This window comes from Candidatus Photobacterium acropomis (assembly GCF_030685555.1).
GTDB classification, from domain to species: Bacteria; Pseudomonadota; Gammaproteobacteria; order Enterobacterales; family Vibrionaceae; genus Photobacterium; species Photobacterium lucens.
The window spans coordinates 1,301,166-1,317,930 of the sequence record NZ_CP131608.1; the positions used below are offsets into that span (position 1 = coordinate 1,301,166).

The 16,765-nt window shown below is 38.7% G+C and carries 19 protein-coding genes; 9 read left to right on the plus strand and 10 right to left on the minus strand.

Going from position 1 to position 16,765, the window contains the following annotated elements:
* Positions 1-76: 76 nt before the first annotated feature.
* Complete coding sequence (locus Q7657_RS05870) at positions 77-526, minus strand: hypothetical protein (RefSeq protein WP_053989458.1); 450 nt, start codon at positions 524-526, stop codon at positions 77-79.
* 126 nt (positions 527-652) lie between these two features.
* Complete coding sequence (gene arfB, locus Q7657_RS05875; protein WP_107166251.1) at positions 653-1,066, minus strand: alternative ribosome rescue aminoacyl-tRNA hydrolase ArfB; 414 nt, start codon at positions 1,064-1,066, stop codon at positions 653-655.
* Positions 1,067-1,233: 167 nt separating this feature from the next.
* Here arfB and Q7657_RS05880 point away from each other — a divergent pair, with 167 nt between their 5' ends.
* Positions 1,234-1,563: a DUF3392 domain-containing protein gene (locus Q7657_RS05880; RefSeq protein WP_107166252.1), complete on the plus strand. Its 330-nt coding sequence runs from the start codon at positions 1,234-1,236 to the stop codon at positions 1,561-1,563.
* A gap of 49 nt (positions 1,564-1,612) precedes the next feature.
* Here Q7657_RS05880 and aphA read toward each other — a convergent pair whose 3' ends face one another.
* A complete protein-coding gene (gene aphA, locus Q7657_RS05885) occupies positions 1,613-2,332 on the minus strand; it encodes an acid phosphatase AphA (protein ID WP_107166253.1) in 720 nt (239 codons plus the stop codon).
* A gap of 270 nt (positions 2,333-2,602) precedes the next feature.
* Between aphA and Q7657_RS05890 the strand changes: the two genes are divergently transcribed.
* A complete protein-coding gene (locus Q7657_RS05890) occupies positions 2,603-3,382 on the plus strand; it encodes a DsbA family protein (protein ID WP_053989297.1) in 780 nt (259 codons plus the stop codon).
* Positions 3,383-3,473: 91 nt separating this feature from the next.
* On the opposite strand, the gene Q7657_RS05895 is transcribed toward Q7657_RS05890, so the two are convergent.
* Both Q7657_RS05895 and Q7657_RS05900 read right to left on the minus strand, forming a co-directional pair.
* Positions 3,474-3,725 carry a hypothetical protein gene (locus Q7657_RS05895; RefSeq protein WP_053989298.1) on the minus strand — a complete coding sequence of 84 codons (252 nt, stop codon included), beginning with the start codon at positions 3,723-3,725 and terminating at the stop codon, positions 3,474-3,476.
* Positions 3,726-3,783: 58 nt separating this feature from the next.
* Entirely contained in the window at positions 3,784-4,269 is a 486-nt protein-coding gene (locus Q7657_RS05900) for a hypothetical protein (protein ID WP_237459256.1), read from the minus strand.
* Between the two features lie 411 nt (positions 4,270-4,680).
* Between Q7657_RS05900 and Q7657_RS05905 the strand changes: the two genes are divergently transcribed.
* Entirely contained in the window at positions 4,681-5,700 is a 1,020-nt protein-coding gene (locus tag Q7657_RS05905) for a preprotein translocase subunit SecY (RefSeq protein WP_053989300.1), read from the plus strand.
* A gap of 204 nt (positions 5,701-5,904) precedes the next feature.
* Complete coding sequence (locus Q7657_RS05910) at positions 5,905-7,434, plus strand: phospholipase D family protein (protein ID WP_053989301.1); 1,530 nt, start codon at positions 5,905-5,907, stop codon at positions 7,432-7,434.
* A 74-nt stretch (positions 7,435-7,508) separates the two neighbouring features.
* Here the strand turns inward: Q7657_RS05910 and rimK are convergent, their stop codons facing one another.
* The 3 genes from rimK to hppD form a co-directional block, all read right to left on the minus strand.
* Complete coding sequence (gene rimK, locus Q7657_RS05915) at positions 7,509-8,411, minus strand: 30S ribosomal protein S6--L-glutamate ligase (RefSeq protein WP_053989302.1); 903 nt, start codon at positions 8,409-8,411, stop codon at positions 7,509-7,511.
* Positions 8,412-8,416: 5 nt separating this feature from the next.
* Positions 8,417-8,878, minus strand: a complete 462-nt coding sequence (locus Q7657_RS05920; RefSeq protein WP_053989303.1) for an ATP-dependent zinc protease family protein — start codon at positions 8,876-8,878, stop codon at positions 8,417-8,419.
* 164 nt (positions 8,879-9,042) lie between these two features.
* Entirely contained in the window at positions 9,043-10,113 is a 1,071-nt protein-coding gene (gene hppD / locus Q7657_RS05925; protein ID WP_107166254.1) for a 4-hydroxyphenylpyruvate dioxygenase, read from the minus strand.
* Between the two features lie 225 nt (positions 10,114-10,338).
* Here hppD and Q7657_RS05930 point away from each other — a divergent pair, with 225 nt between their 5' ends.
* Positions 10,339-11,268 (plus strand): CHAD domain-containing protein, encoded by a 930-nt coding sequence (locus Q7657_RS05930; RefSeq protein ID WP_107166255.1) that lies wholly within the window; start codon positions 10,339-10,341, stop codon positions 11,266-11,268.
* On the opposite strand, the gene Q7657_RS05935 is transcribed toward Q7657_RS05930, so the two are convergent.
* Complete coding sequence (locus tag Q7657_RS05935; RefSeq protein ID WP_107166256.1) at positions 11,269-11,748, minus strand: glutathione peroxidase; 480 nt, start codon at positions 11,746-11,748, stop codon at positions 11,269-11,271.
* A 76-nt stretch (positions 11,749-11,824) separates the two neighbouring features.
* Here Q7657_RS05935 and Q7657_RS05940 point away from each other — a divergent pair, with 76 nt between their 5' ends.
* The 3 genes from Q7657_RS05940 to Q7657_RS05950 all read left to right on the plus strand — a co-directional run bounded on the left by Q7657_RS05940 (position 11,825) and on the right by Q7657_RS05950 (position 15,235).
* A complete protein-coding gene (locus Q7657_RS05940) occupies positions 11,825-12,367 on the plus strand; it encodes a hypothetical protein (protein ID WP_107166257.1) in 543 nt (180 codons plus the stop codon).
* Between the two features lie 226 nt (positions 12,368-12,593).
* Complete coding sequence (locus tag Q7657_RS05945; RefSeq protein ID WP_107166258.1) at positions 12,594-14,699, plus strand: protein-disulfide reductase DsbD family protein; 2,106 nt, start codon at positions 12,594-12,596, stop codon at positions 14,697-14,699.
* Between the two features lie 11 nt (positions 14,700-14,710).
* Positions 14,711-15,235 carry a protein disulfide oxidoreductase gene (locus tag Q7657_RS05950; RefSeq protein WP_107166259.1) on the plus strand — a complete coding sequence of 175 codons (525 nt, stop codon included), beginning with the start codon at positions 14,711-14,713 and terminating at the stop codon, positions 15,233-15,235.
* A 55-nt stretch (positions 15,236-15,290) separates the two neighbouring features.
* Here the strand turns inward: Q7657_RS05950 and Q7657_RS05955 are convergent, their stop codons facing one another.
* Positions 15,291-15,812 (minus strand): NlpC/P60 family protein, encoded by a 522-nt coding sequence (locus tag Q7657_RS05955; RefSeq protein ID WP_107166260.1) that lies wholly within the window; start codon positions 15,810-15,812, stop codon positions 15,291-15,293.
* Positions 15,813-16,041: 229 nt separating this feature from the next.
* On the opposite strand from Q7657_RS05955, the gene Q7657_RS05960 reads away from it, so the two are divergent.
* On the plus strand, positions 16,042-16,530 hold the full coding sequence (locus tag Q7657_RS05960; protein ID WP_107166261.1) for a GNAT family N-acetyltransferase: 489 nt from the start codon (positions 16,042-16,044) through the stop codon (positions 16,528-16,530).
* Positions 16,531-16,765: the final 235 nt, after the last annotated feature.

The window sequence follows — 16,765 nt, forward strand, 5'->3', positions numbered from 1 at the left end:
ATATCCAAATGCTTCATTCAATATACTGAAAATTTATATTGATACCAGTCTATTTGTTCGACAAAAATGGCATAGATTAGAATTTAATTGGTCGGGTTTGTGCCAATTTCAAATAAGAATGTAGCTCACCATTTTTATACTCAATGGCTGAGTGAATATTAGAATAACGGTTAGCAAACACGGCACAGCGGTAAGTGTTTTCTTCTTTATGTATTTCAATTTCAATCACGCCATCCACCAGCTCCCAATACCCTGTGGTATGAAGACGGTTAAATAGTGTGTATTCATCTAACGTACCATCTGCATGTAAACGTAATTCAGTGATGTAACCCGCACTACAGGTTTTGATCCAATATTGTTCAGAAATTTCATCAGCAGTGAAATTACGCTTGGTTTCTAACCACAAATTCATTTGCTGTTGCTGTTCTAGTGCTAAGGGTGGGAGATCCGCTAAACCGAATAAACGAACACGTTCGGTTTCACGATAGAATAATTGTAAAAGTTGAAGCGTTTTTTTCTCGAACATCCCTGCCACCCAAACTAAAAAGCCACAAAACATATGGAAAAATCATTGATAGCTAAGATATTAGTTGAAGCAGCATAATGTCACGCATTAACAATAGGTTATGTAGTCAGCATCACATTTAAATTATTAGAAATTGACCTTGCCTCTTAACGACTTAGTTTTACCTCTTTGAGTTTTCTTATCCATACGGCGGATTTGGGAGTTTTTCGTTGGTTTAGTGGCTCTACGGGCCTTTTGTGTCACAACGGCACTTTGAATCAGTGACTTTAAACGCTCTAACGCTTCTTCACGGTTCATCTCTTGAGTGCGATGTTGCTGTGCCTTGATCACGATAACGCCATCTTTGGTGATACGGCTATCAGATAGCTTGAGCAATCGCTCTTTATAAAATGAAGGCAAGGTTGAACGATTAATATCAAAACGTAAATGGATTGCACTCGATACTTTATTAACGTTTTGCCCTCCAGCTCCCTGTGCACGGATTGCCGTTAACTCAATTTCCCAATCGGCAAGTTGAACAGAATTTGAAATGACTAGCATGGAGTAACTCTCTAATTAAATAACATTAAGATAGTAACATAGTGGTTCTATAGCACCTATTAAGCAGCGAAGTGATCTTGTTTGCATCTTCATGCCAGACATCTGGGTTTTTACTCCTAAAGCGATTACCCTGCTACTTCATTCATCAACATTAATCGTACATATAAATGGATATTATAATTTTCTTATCGGAGTTAGGGCATAGTATTCGCCCTTGGTTAGATGATATTTCAACTGCTATTGTTGCTTGTTTACTGGTGGTTTTCGGCGGTGATATCAACCGATTTTTACGACGACGATTATCAAAATACAATTTTATTATTCGTACTCTCGCCTTTATTTTAGTTAACGCTTTTGGTTATGGTTTGTTAATTGTCTATTTATCGCCATTACTTCATCGAGAGCTACTCAATATTCCAAATTATCTCTCTATTAGCATTATTACTGCTACTTTCATTTTTATTGGTTGTTGGGCTCAACGTAATAAACAAGCATAAAAAAGAGCGACCATCATGGTCGCTCTATGAACTTAATATTTAGCGTCGATTAGTACTGTGAATTGATGACAACCTCTTCGCCTAAAATACCATTTTTTGCAATTGGGCGATTACTTGAATTAGCGGCACGCATAATACGAATACCTTCCGCACCAGCTTGACGTGCAGCGACGATATCACCATCGGAATCACCGTAATAAATTTTGATATTGTTCGCTTTAATATAAGGTGTTTTAGTAAATTCAGTTTTACTTGATCCTGCAAAAATAACTTTATGCATATTCTTAATACCAAAGACATCTTTTAGGTATTGAGTAGAGATTTCACAGTTAGAAGCTGTACGACCGGTAATAAAGTAAATCTGATCGCCACGTTTCTGGTGCATTTCAATCAACTTTTTCGCCGTTTCTTTCGGTAAGCTGAACTTTTCCCAATCACAGTTCATCTTGTCCCAGAATTTTTGATCATGTAAGTAACTAAAAGAATTAGGTGAGAATTCTTGCTGACCACGATAGAAGCCAGGAGTACTGAATAGTACAGTATCATCAATATCAAAACCGACAGCCATTGGTGGCTTGCCTTTTAATTTTTGCGCGATGTCATCAACTGATACCCAATTAATATCTTTTGGCTGCCCCATTTCCAATATTTGAATAGTGCTATATCCAGGATGAGTCGGTGTCACTTTAGGATCTGCAAATGCCGTAGAAGAAAAAGTAGATAACGCAAATAAAGAACCAACGGCGAGTAATGTAATATTCTTATTCATAATTTAGATCCCTGTAGATAAGTGTGCATAATCTACGATGCAAATAAGAATAAAAATGCGGATTAGATCACAGAGGAATTATCACTATACGAAATATAAGATTTATATTTTGAGTTATCTAAATAAAATGATTATAAATCTAATAAATGATGACTAAGTAATTTTTTGCACCCTTACTAAATGGAAAACCTAAATAACATTCAGCTTCTATTCATATTCATTATTATCTAATTGTATTAATTCTAAAATAAGCATTCAATTGAAGTTATAATGAAAAAATTAATTTTACCTCTTATGGTAACAGCACTATTAGCTGGCTGTAATGAAACAACAGCTGTAAACAATAAAGACTTTAGCCCTGAGCAAAAAGCACAAATCGAAAAGATTGCTAGTCAATATATTATTGAACACCCTGAAGTATTAGTAAAAGCTTCTGAAACATTGCAAAAACAACAAATGCAAGCTCAGCAACAATCGGCTAAAGAAGCGGTTATCAAATACGCTGATAAGCTAGTGAAAAATGACAAAACACCTTACGTTGGCCCGAAAGATGCGAAAGTCAATGTGATTGAGTTCTTTGATTACCAATGTATGTTCTGTTCAAAAATCGCTCCAGTAGTGAAATCACTAGAACAAGCAAACCCTGATGTAAAATTCATCTTTAAAGAAACACCAATCTTTGCTTCACGTTGGGATGCATCTAAATATGCTGCTGATATGGGTAACTGGATTTTTGCTCATGATGGTAGCGAAGCTTACGCTAAGTACCATAATGCCGTATTTGCTACAGGTAAAGATGAAGGCAAACTAACTAAAGATGACATCAATAGTATTGTGACAAAACTGGGCATTGATATCAGCAAGTTTGATGCAAACAATACATTTGAAGAAAACTACCAACTATTCAGTGAGCTTGGTTTCCAAGGTACACCTGCATTAATTGTTATGCCAACGAATAATGTGACAGCTAAGAATGTTCATATTATCAATGGCTACGATCCACAGGGCTTACAAAAAGCGATCACTGAAGTGAAAAATAGCGTTAAATAATGCCCTTTCAGCAAAGCCAGTCATTGACTGGCTTTGTTATTCCCACAGACGACACATATCAATCTCCCTACCTCTGTCAGATAAACCAATATTAAGCGCCAACAGCTGTAAATGGATCAACTTCAAAATAATGGCTATGACAACAATCTGCTAATTGTGATTCCACATACAACTCAACAGATTCAATAGATTCTGCCTCCCAAACACACTGAAAAGTATGATCATCGACATAAATCAAGGCGAGGTGAAGTTGTAAATCTGAGGGTAAATTGCTGCCGATATACTGAGATTTAATAAAGAATTGCTCTTCATTTGTCATTTTATGTTCACTGGTAAAGAACATAGCTGACCCTTCTTATCAGTTAAAATTAATTATAAGTATAGGTCAGCTTTAAGCAGGATTAATTATGTGCTACGTCTTTTAAGGCACGTAAGTATGCTTTTTCAGACTCAATATACTCCAGTGCTTTTTGAGCACGAAGCCATTCAGGATAAATTAAATCTCTCTGAATTAATAAGTTATCTAAATATGCTTGCACTGAAGAAGAGACTGGATACTTGATCTTTACACGCTGTATTTCGAACAAAACATGAGGTTTATTGCTGCCAATTTCTTTATAAGAGTGAAAATCAAACTTTTTCAATTGTGGCCAAGCAGCATAAAAAGCATCAAGACACTTTTGCTCAATGTCTAACCATTCATCTTCCATTATTTTGTACCACGCATAGGACTGACCTAAGCGTTCGTACATAACGCGTTCTCTTTCAGTGTAATAAATCGGTGTGGTGTTGTCCTTAATCCGTTGATCGATGCTTCCCATCGCATTCGATTGTGGCTGATAATTCACAAAACTACCCGTAAAAACTGTATTGCTAATATTATTCAAATTCCACCATTAACAAATGTCAGCATAATGACAAATAATAATAAGTCCTCTTTCACTATTACCCTCACATTAAGAAAAACTGCCATTATCCAAACACATGAATATTCTGCTACACCTTATACAAAATGGATTATTTATATCCATGAATCGTATTTAACATCGCATTATGTGTAGTTTCTAAACAGGAATTGATGACGTTTTAAACAGCAATGAAAGCGGTGTGTAAAATTCCATCGAAAAAACGCTGGAAGCCACGTTTTATAAGGGTTCAGTGCATTTTTAAGGTATCCTATAAGCCCTTAATTTTTGCTTGGTGTTACTGACGGCAAGCGAACACGAGCTTATTAGCCAGACTTATTTATGCTTTACGATCAAAAAAGCCACATTCGTTATCCAAAAGGATTATTCGCAATGTGGTCAGTTTACAGTTTTACCGGCGCAGCCATTCTCGCCTCTATTGTCTTCTCGCTGCTATTATTCCTTTCCATCGATGACGACCCATTGATGAAGTTCCTATTCGGTGGCTTAGCTGTCATTTTTGAATTAGGTAAATTCTTTGCTTGGTACGAAGTGGGCGAACGCAAAGCACGACGTAACTATACTGGCACCCTTTCGGCCTTTACTTTCTATGCTGTATTAGCTGCAATTTCTATCGGTGGCTCCATTGGTGGTATTAACAGTGCAACCAATAAAGCACACAGTGAAGTGAATGTGCAGAAAAGTAAGATCAATGCTTACAACATGCAAATTGAAGCGATCGAAAAACAGATCGATCTTAATAATGTTGCAGCTGAAAAATACATTCAAATGGAGCGCATCGCTTCAGGTGTATCACGTATTCAAAAACAAAACGAAGAGTTACGTAAGCAACAACAACAACTGGCAATGGAACGCGATAGCATTCCAGTTGTGAGTCAAGGCTCAGTATTAGGCTTAATCGATAGCTTGGCAGAAACATTACATGTGTCACCACAATCAGCCCAGCTTGGCTTAGTGGTATTCCTCTCTGTACTACTGGATTTTTTTGCCGCTTTCTTCGTTGGTTTGATTGGTGAAGAGAACCGTTTCCGTCATAAATTCCGTCATAACCAGATGTTGGAAATGGCGGGTTACAACGAAATGGAACAACCTAAACTACTTGAGCACTTTGATCCATCAAGTGTGGGTACATCAGAAATCACGGATGTTGAAGTTAACGACGCGGATGAAATCATCATTGAACCTGAAGTGCCAAAAACACCTTATGAGCTTGCTATTGATGCCCTTAGTCATAATAAAGTGAACTGTAGTAAGCGCGCTGTTAGTAAATTCTTAAACATCTCTACTGATGAAGTAGATTCGATTTTCAAGCAATTACTTGATGAAGGCATTGTCAGTAAGAAGCCCAATAATCACTACCAATGGCATGGCGTTGAAGCGACTGCGAGCTAATCCATAAATGGACACCAAAAGCCCGATATCAGTGATGATTTCGGGCTTTTTTATTGGCTGATTTTATCTATTTTTCACTTTGTTACACTTATTTCTAGATTTGTTTTATCAAATACTGCAGCGATCACATAAACTAACTTTCCTTACAGCGCGAGAGGTTATTCCTCTGTAGAATCCGCCCACCATCATTTTGTAGTAGTACTCATGAACCGTCTAAAACACTATAAAAAACTTTTCACCCATTCCATTATCGCAACGGGTGTACTTACCCTTGTTGGTTGTGCGCAACCATTATCAACAGAAAAGCAAACTAGCTACTCTAACGTTGATAATTTTAAAACCAACCTATACCAAAGCTCGCTGCCTTATACGAGCAAGCACCCAGATAAAACGGGGTTCTACCCACTTGGTGATGGTCAAGCTGCCCTACTGGCTCGTTTAGCAATTATTGAAGGCGCAGAAAAAACCTTAGATGTGCAGTACTACATCTACCGTGACGATGCGACAAGCGGCCTATTAACTTGGTACTTATACCAAGCAGCAGAACGTGGTGTGCGTGTACGTCTATTACTTGACGACATGCAAAATCGTGACGATCAAGCACTCGCGAGTTTATCGGCTCACCCTAACGTTGAAGTGCGTTTATTTAACCCATTTTCAAACCGTACGATTAAGCCTCTTAGCTTTTTGACTGATTTCGATCGTCTAAACCGTCGTATGCATAACAAAGCCATCATCGCTGACGGTGTTTTTGCCATCACGGGTGGTCGTAATATCGGTGATGAATACTTCTCAGCAAACAGTGACGTAGAATTTGGTGATTTCGACCTGATCATGTTAGGCAAAGTGATCCCACAATTCTCTCGCCAATTTGATGAGTACTGGAACAGTAAACCAGCCACACCGATTGAAGCATTAGTGAGTGAAGCACACGAGCCAACGCCAGAGCAGCTAGCACAATGGAAAAAAGCTCAGCTTAAATACATGTCGACTGATTACGCACGTTCGTTGAAGCATCACCCAATGGTGAAACAATTAATGAATGAAACACTGCCGCTATTCTGGACAGATGCAGAGCTGCTTTACGATACACCGTATAAAGTCGCTAACAGCCAAGATGATCTACTACTACATAAGCTTTCAGAAATGATTGCGAAAGCTGATCACGACTTCTTCTTAGTATCACCTTACTTTGTTCCTACTGAAGAAGGCGCTAAAGAGCTAGCAAAAGCTGCGAAAAGTGGTAAAAATATTACCATCGTCACTAACTCATTAGCGTCAAATGACGTGTTTGCTGTGCATGGTTGGTATGCAAAATACCGTAAGATCATGCTAGAAGGCGGCGTTAAGCTATATGAAGTAAAAGTAGAGCCGGGTCATAAAACGAAGCACAAGTGGCTAAGCCGTTCTCGTACTAGCCTACATGCAAAGACCTTTATTCTTGATAAATCAAAGATTTTTGTTGGTTCATTTAACTTCGATCCACGTTCTGCTTACTTAAATACAGAACTAGGGGTGATTGTGGATTCCGCAGAGTTTTCTGGTCAAGTGTATAACCAGATCAGCAACTCCCTATTAAAAGATGCTTACCGCTTATCTTTAGATGAGAATGGTGACATCGTGTGGAATGATGACACAACAGGTCAACAATACACCTCTGAGCCTGATAGCAGCATTTGGCTAAAAATGGGTGCTTGGGTTGCAGGTGCACTACCTATTGAAAAGCAGCTGTAAGATAACATTCTAATAGCAACAAAAAAGGCGTCCAATGGACGCCTTTTTTAATACAAAGAATAAGTTAGATTAAATTAGCCTTTGTTACGAAGTGAAGATTTTTTCACTGCATTTTTCTCGATGTACTCGATGATCATGCCTGCGATATCTTTACCTGTTGCTTTCTCGATACCTTCAAGACCTGGTGATGAGTTTACTTCCATCACTAGTGGACCACGATCAGAGCGAAGTAAGTCAACACCTGCAACACCTAAGCCCATGATCTTCGCTGCAGCAACGGCTGTCTTACGCTCTTCTGGCGTGATCTTAACCAGTGCTGCGCTACCGCCACGGTGTAGGTTTGAACGGAATTCACCTTCTGCACCTTGACGCTTCATCGCTGCAATCACTTTATCGCCGATCACGAAACAACGGATATCAGCACCGCCTGCTTCTTTAATGTATTCCTGCACCATGATGTTTGCTTTCAAACCCATGAACGCTTCGATAACACTTTCTGCAGCTTTACGTGTTTCAGCAAGTACTACACCGATACCTTGTGTACCTTCCAGTAGTTTAATCACTACAGGTGCACCACCTACCATGTCTAGTAAGTCTTTAACATCATCGGGCTTGCTTGCAAAACCAGTAACAGGCATACCAATGCACTTACGAGATAGCAACTGCATTGAACGTAGTTTGTCACGAGAACGGCTGATCGCTACAGATTCATTTACTGTGTAAACGCCCATCATCTCAAACTGACGTAAAACAGCAGTACCGTAAAACGTCACAGAAGCACCGATACGTGGAATAATCGCATCAAAATTCACTAGATCTTCACCTTTAAAGTGGATCTGTGGCTTCTCTGAGTTGATATTCATGTAACAACGTAGTGCATCAATCACTTTCACTTCATGACCACGTTGCTCTGCGGCTTCAATAAGACGAGCTGTCGAGTAAAGTGAACGGTTACGAGATAAAATACCAATTTTCATGACAACTAGCCTTGAGTTTTAATGAGATAAGAAGCTTCCGGGTCAACAATAATACGCTCATGCATTGCCGTACGACCAAGTAGCATACGGAAAGCCATATTATCACGACTTGTTAACGAAATTTCGATTGGCCATTGCTGACCATTAAAATCAATTGTAGAAACAATAAAATAACGTAATTGTTCATCACCGCCAGAGTTACGTACAATACGTTTGTCAGCGACTTTCGCTTCGCAAACTTGTTCTACTTCAGTGTTATTGTGGATTGGGTGAATCCAAAATTTAACCCATGCCTCGCCATCGCGAGTAAATTCTTCAATTTTAAACGTATGTAAACATGAACTACGTGCACCAGTATCAACTTTTACGTGAATATCACTGATGCCAAGGTCAGGTAAAGCTGCGATTTCGCGCCACCCAACAAGAAATTTATTATTTTTGTTCACTATTGTATCTTTATTAACCATATTACAAACTCGCTATTGCTGTAGTAGTAATAAATCCAATACCTTATAAAGATAATACTACAGTATAGTGAGCATTAACCATCTCTCTGACATAAATTTAACATTGACAAAATGCCAAATTTATATTTATGCACAGAGAAACACGTTGCTTAAGTCGTCCCTAATTAAGCTTTAGCGTTTAAAACACCACGACGAATTTGATCCAGTTCAATTGATTCAAACAAGGCTTGAAAATTACCTTCACCAAATCCCTCGTTTCCCTTACGCTGAATAATCTCAAAAAACACAGGACCGATCACAGTCTCGGTGAAAATTTGCAACAAAATACCATGTTCATCACCATCTAGCAGTATTTTGTGGTGCTGTAACAACGCAATATTTTCATCGTGACAGTCAATCCTTTTACTTATTAACTCATAATAAGTATCAGGTGTATCCATGAATATCACTTTCGACTCGCGTAATTTCGCTACCGTGGTAGCAATATCACCGGAGCTTAAAGCAATATGCTGAATGCCTTCGCCTTTATATTGTTTTAGGTATTCGGCAATTTGTGAGTGTTCATCACTAGATTCATTGATAGGAATACGAATCTTGCCGCATGGGGATGTCATTGCGCGAGATTTTAAACCAGTTAGCTGGCCTTGGATATTAAAATATTTCACTTGGTGAAAATTGGCTATTCGAGTGTAGAAATCTGCCCATTTATCCATATTACCCGTTTCTACATTATGGGTAAGATGATCGATATTTTTCAATCCTTTATCGGCGTTAACCAATCGTTGTTGATAATCGTGATAGTAGTCAAAATCCACCTCATAAATATCATGTTCACCATAACGATCCACTAAATATAACAAGGCTCCACCGATCCCTTCTATGGCAGGGATATTTAACTCCACCGGCCCAACCTGTGTAGAATAAACAATCGCACCTTGTTTGACCGCATAAGCCAATGCTTTATCCACATCTTTAACACGAAAAGCCATCGCATTGACGCTTGAACCATGTGCTTTAGCGAATTGATTGGCTTGCGATGAATGCTCACCATTAACAATAAAGTTAATATCACCTTGACGATATAACCACACCGCTTTGTGCTTATGCTTAGCGATTTCAGCAAAGCCCATTATTGAAAATAAGTGCTTTAACTGCTCAATCCCCTCCGCTGATGGTGCTGTATATTCCACAAACTCAAAACCGTCTGTACCTAAAGGATTCCATAGCTCAGTCATAGCAAGCCTCCTGTTAAAGATATCGATAGCTCTTTTAACGTTTAGCAGTGAGTGGTTTACAGTGGTAAGTTTCACATTAGCAGATTGAATATTAATTAATTTATTGCTGTAACGCCTTATTTCCATCGATTTTACAGCCTGTATTTATCTTTATGATTCAAGCAGAAAGCGTCGCTATGAACTATATTTAATGCTTATCGTGCGTTTTATTATTTGGGTTGAATTATGCATAAACGAGACACTTTTGAGCTTCCTCGAAAAACGTCCTATGTTTATCCTATTCATTCAAAATTACCGCTAGCCCTAGAAATCCGTCGCTACCTTAAAAAAGAATTCGCCTTTTGTGCTCAATATGAAAAAGGCATTATTAAAGACGATGATCCTGAATTTCTTCACCAATACCGCGTGACATTACGCCGTATCCGAGCCATTTTAACCCTGCACCATTCACTGTTTGATCCAACACAAGTTGAACAACTTAAACTTGCTATCAAAAACCTCATGCAACTCACTAACCTACAGCGAGATCTCGATGTCTATTTAATGCAAATGGAGCATTACTTCAGCTTAATTGAACATAAGCATCATTTAGGATTGGCACGCTTTTTCGATGATTTACAACACCAACGCCAGAAAACTTATAAGAAGAATAAACATTGGCTTAAAAGTGATGAGTATAGAGCTACTTATAACGAGATTGCCCTACAGCTAAAACATTTATTAGCTATAGATAATCCAACATCACCAGCAAACATAATAAGCATTAATAGGCTGTTAACGCAGCTTAGCAAGAAGGTTTTAAAACTCACAACAGCGATTAATACTGAAACAGAAGATAGCCAACTTCATGCCTTAAGAATTAAATGTAAGAAGCTTCGTTATGGTTTAGAGCTTTATGCATCTATTTCGGATCAGATAACCTTGGGTATCACTGCCAAAACGATGAAGTCGATGCAATCCAAATTGGGGGACTTTAATGATAGTGCAGTGCAAATTGATTTTCTCAATCACTATTTAGAGCAATATAAAAAAGCGGGACGACGGGCAAAAGCGATCAATTTGCTCCTTCATAAAATGAGGGAGCAACACGCGAATAATAAGCAGCAGTTAATTAGAGAAATTATCCAATTTTCTAAAACCGCTACGAATACATGATCATGCTAGTAATTTGACAATATCCGCTTCAATACTCAGCGGTTTAGTCGTCGGCGCATAACGTTTGACAGGCGTACCATCCGGTGCAATTAAAAATTTAGTAAAATTCCATTTAATATTGGCTCCTAACACACCAGGTAACGCTTTGACTAAATAAGCAAATAGCGGATCTGCCTGTTCACCTTTCACATCCACTTTACTGAACATCGGGAAAGTAACACCGTAATTAACTAAACAACTTTGTGCTATTTCCGCTTCAGTACCCGGCTCTTGCCCACCAAATTGGTTACATGGGAAGCCAAGGATCACTAGCCCCTGCTCTTGATACTTATCAAACAACATCTGTAATGATTCATATTGCGGGGTAAATCCACATTCACTGGCAGTGTTCACAATTAGCAGCACTTTACCTTGATACTTTTCAAGCGAAAGCATCTCTCCTGTGATGTTTTTCACTTCAAAATCGTAAATTTTAGTCATTCTCATTTCCTATTTATTATTACTCGCTAAGTGTCCATGCTATTCTGTGCGACTCTTTCAGTACGATATTAATGCCATGACAGATCTCAAATCGCTATTTTTTTCACTCGGCATAGAGAAGCTTGATTTATCATCAGAAGATCAATCGCTTATCAACCAGTTTATCTCTAGTTTTACGCCTCGTTTTCTCGATATTTGCCAACAACGCTCTGATCGTGCACCTCTCGATTTACTGTTAGGCTTAATGACACAACAACACCAACAGTTGTCACAACAATGGCAAACACAACAGCAAGCTTATCAGCAGATGCAGTCTGTTTTTGAGAGTACTGTTGGCTCAGACCATGCTTCAAAATTCCAACATCAAGATAGCGAACAATACACCATTGTTTCTCTGTTATGGTTACTTGTTCAAGGTGCAAGTCAGATTGACTATAGCTACGCTAACGAGCAAGCCGAAACGATTTGTCAGCAATTATTTACAACGACGGCAACAATGAAAACCGCAGATTCTCAAGTAGAGCAACTACGTCAACGCTTAATGCAAGCTTACTATCAAGGGAAAAAATCCACTAAGCAAAGCCTATTTAGCCAATTAAAGAATTGGTTCAAACACTAATAACCATTAGTATGGCTTTACGATAATGATTAACATTACTTTATTGTGTTAGACAAACAAACTACAAACAGTCAGTAACGTCGGTTACTACCGTGATAAAAGTTTGTAATTCAATGAAATAGATCTTCTTGCAATCAGGTCTATTTAGTCACAACACTAACATCGTTACACCCCAAGTTTGATAACATTGCAATGTTTCTTCGCATTGTTAACACGGAGTTCTAGATTGAAAAAACTATATCTGAATACTTATTTCATCTGTGCCATGTTCGGTGCGCTGCTAAGTATCTTTTTCACCCCATTGTCCTATGCATCCTCAACCATAACTACAGGATGGGTAACTAACCCTCAGCATCCACCAGTAGAAGTACGTTTGATGCTCACGGGTGAAAAAGATCCTGCAAATAATACAGTTCAAGGCTTATTAGAAGTCAAACTTGATAAAGACTGGAAAACCTATTGGCGCTCACCTGGTGAAGGTGGCGTTGCCCCGTCAGTTAACTGGGATATGTCGAGTAACGTTGAAAGTGTTGATTGGCAATGGCCGATGCCAAAGCGTTATGAATTCCTAGGTGTAGAAACCTTAGGCTATAAGCATGATGTCATCTTCCCGCTCTCTATTCATGTTAAAGACATGAACAAGCCTGTGTTTCTTGCAGGTAAGCTAACCATGTCTTCTTGTACTAGCATCTGCGTACTGACCGACTATGAATTAGCATTAGACTTTAATCCGACCAAGCTGACCACATCTACTGATGCGATGTTCTTATATAACAAGGGCTATAGCCATGTGCCTAAGTCATCACCAGCCGTCACACTGGATAAAGTCTCATACGATAAAAACAAAAAGATCGTCACTGTTGTTGCCACTAACAAAGCGGGTTGGACAAAACCAGATGTACTGATTGATGGACATTCAAAAGCGGTAAAAGACAGCTCTTTCCTTGCACCTAAAGTAACCATTAAAGATCAAACCCTGTACGCGGCATTACCTGTTACCAGCTGGTTTGGCACCCCTAAACTTGTTGGCGAGCCACTACAAGTAACTATCGGTGATAATGATTTAGCCGTTGAGATGAAAGCAACCGCAACAGATGAGCCAGTGATCGTTCCAAACACAGATAACAATCTGTGGGAAATTATTGGTTTTGCATTATTAGGTGGCTTAATTCTTAATATCATGCCTTGTGTACTACCTGTACTGGGTATGAAACTAAGCAGCGTTATTTCTGCTAAAGGATTGGAAAAGCGTCAAATTCGCACCCAATTCATTGCCTCTGCGGCAGGTATTCTGACTTCATTCTGGCTACTTGCGGGCTTCTTAGCACTGATGAAGTTCTCAGGACAAGCACTTGGCTGGGGTATTCAATTCCAAAGCCCTTGGTTTATTGGCATTATGATCGCTATCACCGCGCTATTTGGTGCCAATATGTTGGGGTTATTTGAAATTCGACTTTCAAGCAATGCGAATACATGGATGGCATCAAAAGGTGATAACTCACACTTAGGTCACTTTATTCAAGGAATGTTTGCAACACTGCTAGCAACACCTTGTAGTGCGCCATTTTTAGGTACTGCGGTTGCATTTGCATTAGGGGCTAATTACATCACCCTATTTGCTATCTTCACAGCATTAGCTATCGGTATGGCTGCACCTTGGTTGCTCATTGCCATTTTCCCTCAACTGGCGAATATATTACCCAAGCCGGGATTATGGATGGATCGTGTTAAAACCCTCTTTGGTTTAATGATGCTAGCAACCAGTGTGTGGCTATTAAGCTTAATGACGAGTTTCTTTAATACCACTGTCGTTTGGGCAATTGGTATTGCCATTATGCTATTTATCTTATGGCAACTTGGTCGTAAGAAAGGCCGTAAAAGTGTCATTATTACAACCGCCGTATTACTGCTTGGTGTAGCTGGTAGCTTAATTGTTGGCAGCCTAACCACCAGCCACTGGGCTAAGCCGTTAGCTGACGATCATCACTGGGCGGTGCTGAATACAGATAAGATCGCTGAGCAAGTCGCACAAGGTAAAACTGTCTTTGTTGATGTAACAGCAGACTGGTGTATTACCTGTAAAGCAAACAAGGTTGGCGTATTACTGCAAGAGCCTGTGTACTCTGCTCTATCCGCTAACAACATTGAGCTAATGCGTGGTGATTGGACTAAACCATCAGATTATGTGACAGGCTTTTTACAATCTCATGGTCGTTTTGGTGTGCCATTCAATATCGTCTATGGTCCTAATGCCCCTGAAGGTATTCCACTGCCGGTGATCTTAACCAATGATGACGTGCTAAACGCTATTCAACAAGCAAGTAAAAAGTAAAGGATTTGCAAATGACATGGAAGTTAGGCCAAGGATGGCTAAAAAACAGCATCATTATCATTCTCGTCATTACCGTGATCAGCATTGCTGTCGATCTTTGGCGTAATAAAGATCTAAAAGTGTCGGTACAACATCAGTCGGTAGAAAAAACCATTAATCAGCACAATATTGATTGGTTAACCAGTAGCTATCAACAACCTGTTGTACTGTATTTATGGGCGACATGGTGTCCTAGTTGTCGTTTCGTTACTCCTTCAATTAATTTGCTACAGCAGTATCAAAACGATTTAAATGTAAAAGTCGCCAGTATTGCTATTCGCTCTGGTGATGACCGAAAGCTACGTGCTTATATGGGAAGCAAAGAGTACCGCTTCCCTGTTATTAATGACGCCAACGGACAACTGAGCCAAGCATTAGGGATCAGCGTTACACCCACTATTTTAATTGTAAAAAATGGCAAGCTATTTAATGCCACTACTGGTGTAACAACGCCAATGGGGTTATTAGCAAGAATAACCGCAGCTCATCACCTTTAAATCTGCGCAAATAAAAAGCCCAGTTAAATAGCTGGGCTTTCTTATATTACTAATATCACGATTTAGGCATACGTCGAATTTGCCAAAAGTGTCGTTTCCAATAAGGATTATCTAATCGTGAAATCATCACCCCTTTTGACTGAGAGGCGTGCAAGAATTCTGAATTACCTAAATAAATACCTACGTGACGCGTATTGCGCCCGGTACGGAAAAAGACCAAGTCTCCTTCTTTAGCATTATTACGAGAAACTTTTCGCCCCTCTTTAACAAGCTCCAACGTTGTTCGTGGTAACATCATTTGATATACCTTCGAATAACCTACTTGTACAAACGCCGAACAATCAATCCCTTTCTTTGTTGTACCCCCTAAGCGATACGGTGTGCCCTTCCACGTGTGGTAAACACCATCAAACATACCTGTATCAATGGATGAATTCTTTTTTAATTTCTCAGGAATATCATCTTTCAACATGCTATTGCTGAACGCGATTTCCTTACCTACAGTCTTTGTTTCTGCAGATTTAGCGTTAGATGCCGTTTCATCATTTACAGAGTTAGTCGAAGAACACCCCACCATTGACATCAATGCCAATGCGACTAATGCATATTTATTGTATTTAAATCCGTTCTTCAAAATTTACCCTGCAATACTAACTTTTATATAATTGAATTAATTATGTCCTAAAATAATACCAATAATAGGGACGAAGTGCACATTATCAGAATAAATTTGACGTCTAAGAGACAATACAGTTCACACTATTTTAAAATTAAACACCAAACCTGAAAAATATAACGACAAATATATGAGTACAATTACATTTATTTATTATAAAAATGCATATCAAGACCAATTAGCACAACTCTATTACAATGCAGTAACTGAACTCGCGCCCCCTTTTTATAACTCAGCTCAGATTGATATGTGGGCAAATTATCCAATGCAAAATTCCGCTACATTTTCAGAGTTATTGCTACAAGGTAATGTGCTTATCGCCATAGATAGCAATAATAAAGCAGTTGGCTTTGGTCAACTTCATCCAAATAATTACCTTTCTTTACTTTATATTTCACCGCAACATTCTCGCCAAGGCATTGGCACAGCTATTTATGAACAACTAGAAGAAATCGCAATAAATAGTCATCAAAGTACGATTAGTGTCACTGCAAGTAAGTTGTCTAAGCCATTATTTGAACAACTCGGATTTGAGCTTATCGATACAGAAATTGCATTGCGTAACAATATTGAATTTGAACGCTACAATATGGTCAAATTGCTTCATGAAATAAGATAAAAAAAAGGCTTACAATCAACGTAAGCCCGAAATTCCATACAACAGAAGAGATACCGTTACTAAATCAACATAACGTTATCTGCGAGTGATTCTTACGTGATTTCTTTTCAAGATCCAGTAATTTACTTATCTATAAATACATCTGCGATTTTCTTCACGATCAAAGCTGAAAATGTAATTGTTAGATCTATTAACAATATGCACTGAGCATCATATTTTATGTATTTTTTATAGA

What these genes read in the sequence shown, in the direction of transcription:
- Q7657_RS05870 (WP_053989458.1), bottom strand. Translation starts at nt 526, where the DNA reads ATGTTCGAGAAAAAAACGCTTCAACTTTTACAATTATTCTATCGTGAA.
- arfB (WP_107166251.1), bottom strand. Translation starts at nt 1,066, where the DNA reads ATGCTAGTCATTTCAAATTCTGTTCAACTTGCCGATTGGGAAATTGAG.
- Q7657_RS05880 (WP_107166252.1), top strand. Translation starts at nt 1,234, where the DNA reads ATGGATATTATAATTTTCTTATCGGAGTTAGGGCATAGTATTCGCCCT.
- aphA (WP_107166253.1), bottom strand. Translation starts at nt 2,332, where the DNA reads ATGAATAAGAATATTACATTACTCGCCGTTGGTTCTTTATTTGCGTTA.
- Q7657_RS05890 (WP_053989297.1), top strand. Translation starts at nt 2,603, where the DNA reads ATGAAAAAATTAATTTTACCTCTTATGGTAACAGCACTATTAGCTGGC.
- Q7657_RS05895 (WP_053989298.1), bottom strand. Translation starts at nt 3,725, where the DNA reads ATGTTCTTTACCAGTGAACATAAAATGACAAATGAAGAGCAATTCTTT.
- Q7657_RS05905 (WP_053989300.1), top strand. Translation starts at nt 4,681, where the DNA reads ATGTGGTCAGTTTACAGTTTTACCGGCGCAGCCATTCTCGCCTCTATT.
- Q7657_RS05910 (WP_053989301.1), top strand. Translation starts at nt 5,905, where the DNA reads ATGAACCGTCTAAAACACTATAAAAAACTTTTCACCCATTCCATTATC.
- rimK (WP_053989302.1), bottom strand. Translation starts at nt 8,411, where the DNA reads ATGAAAATTGGTATTTTATCTCGTAACCGTTCACTTTACTCGACAGCT.
- Q7657_RS05920 (WP_053989303.1), bottom strand. Translation starts at nt 8,878, where the DNA reads ATGGTTAATAAAGATACAATAGTGAACAAAAATAATAAATTTCTTGTT.
- hppD (WP_107166254.1), bottom strand. Translation starts at nt 10,113, where the DNA reads ATGACTGAGCTATGGAATCCTTTAGGTACAGACGGTTTTGAGTTTGTG.
- Q7657_RS05930 (WP_107166255.1), top strand. Translation starts at nt 10,339, where the DNA reads ATGCATAAACGAGACACTTTTGAGCTTCCTCGAAAAACGTCCTATGTT.
- Q7657_RS05935 (WP_107166256.1), bottom strand. Translation starts at nt 11,748, where the DNA reads ATGACTAAAATTTACGATTTTGAAGTGAAAAACATCACAGGAGAGATG.
- Q7657_RS05940 (WP_107166257.1), top strand. Translation starts at nt 11,825, where the DNA reads ATGACAGATCTCAAATCGCTATTTTTTTCACTCGGCATAGAGAAGCTT.
- Q7657_RS05950 (WP_107166259.1), top strand. Translation starts at nt 14,711, where the DNA reads ATGACATGGAAGTTAGGCCAAGGATGGCTAAAAAACAGCATCATTATC.
- Q7657_RS05955 (WP_107166260.1), bottom strand. Translation starts at nt 15,812, where the DNA reads ATGGTGGGGTGTTCTTCGACTAACTCTGTAAATGATGAAACGGCATCT.
- Q7657_RS05960 (WP_107166261.1), top strand. Translation starts at nt 16,042, where the DNA reads ATGAGTACAATTACATTTATTTATTATAAAAATGCATATCAAGACCAA.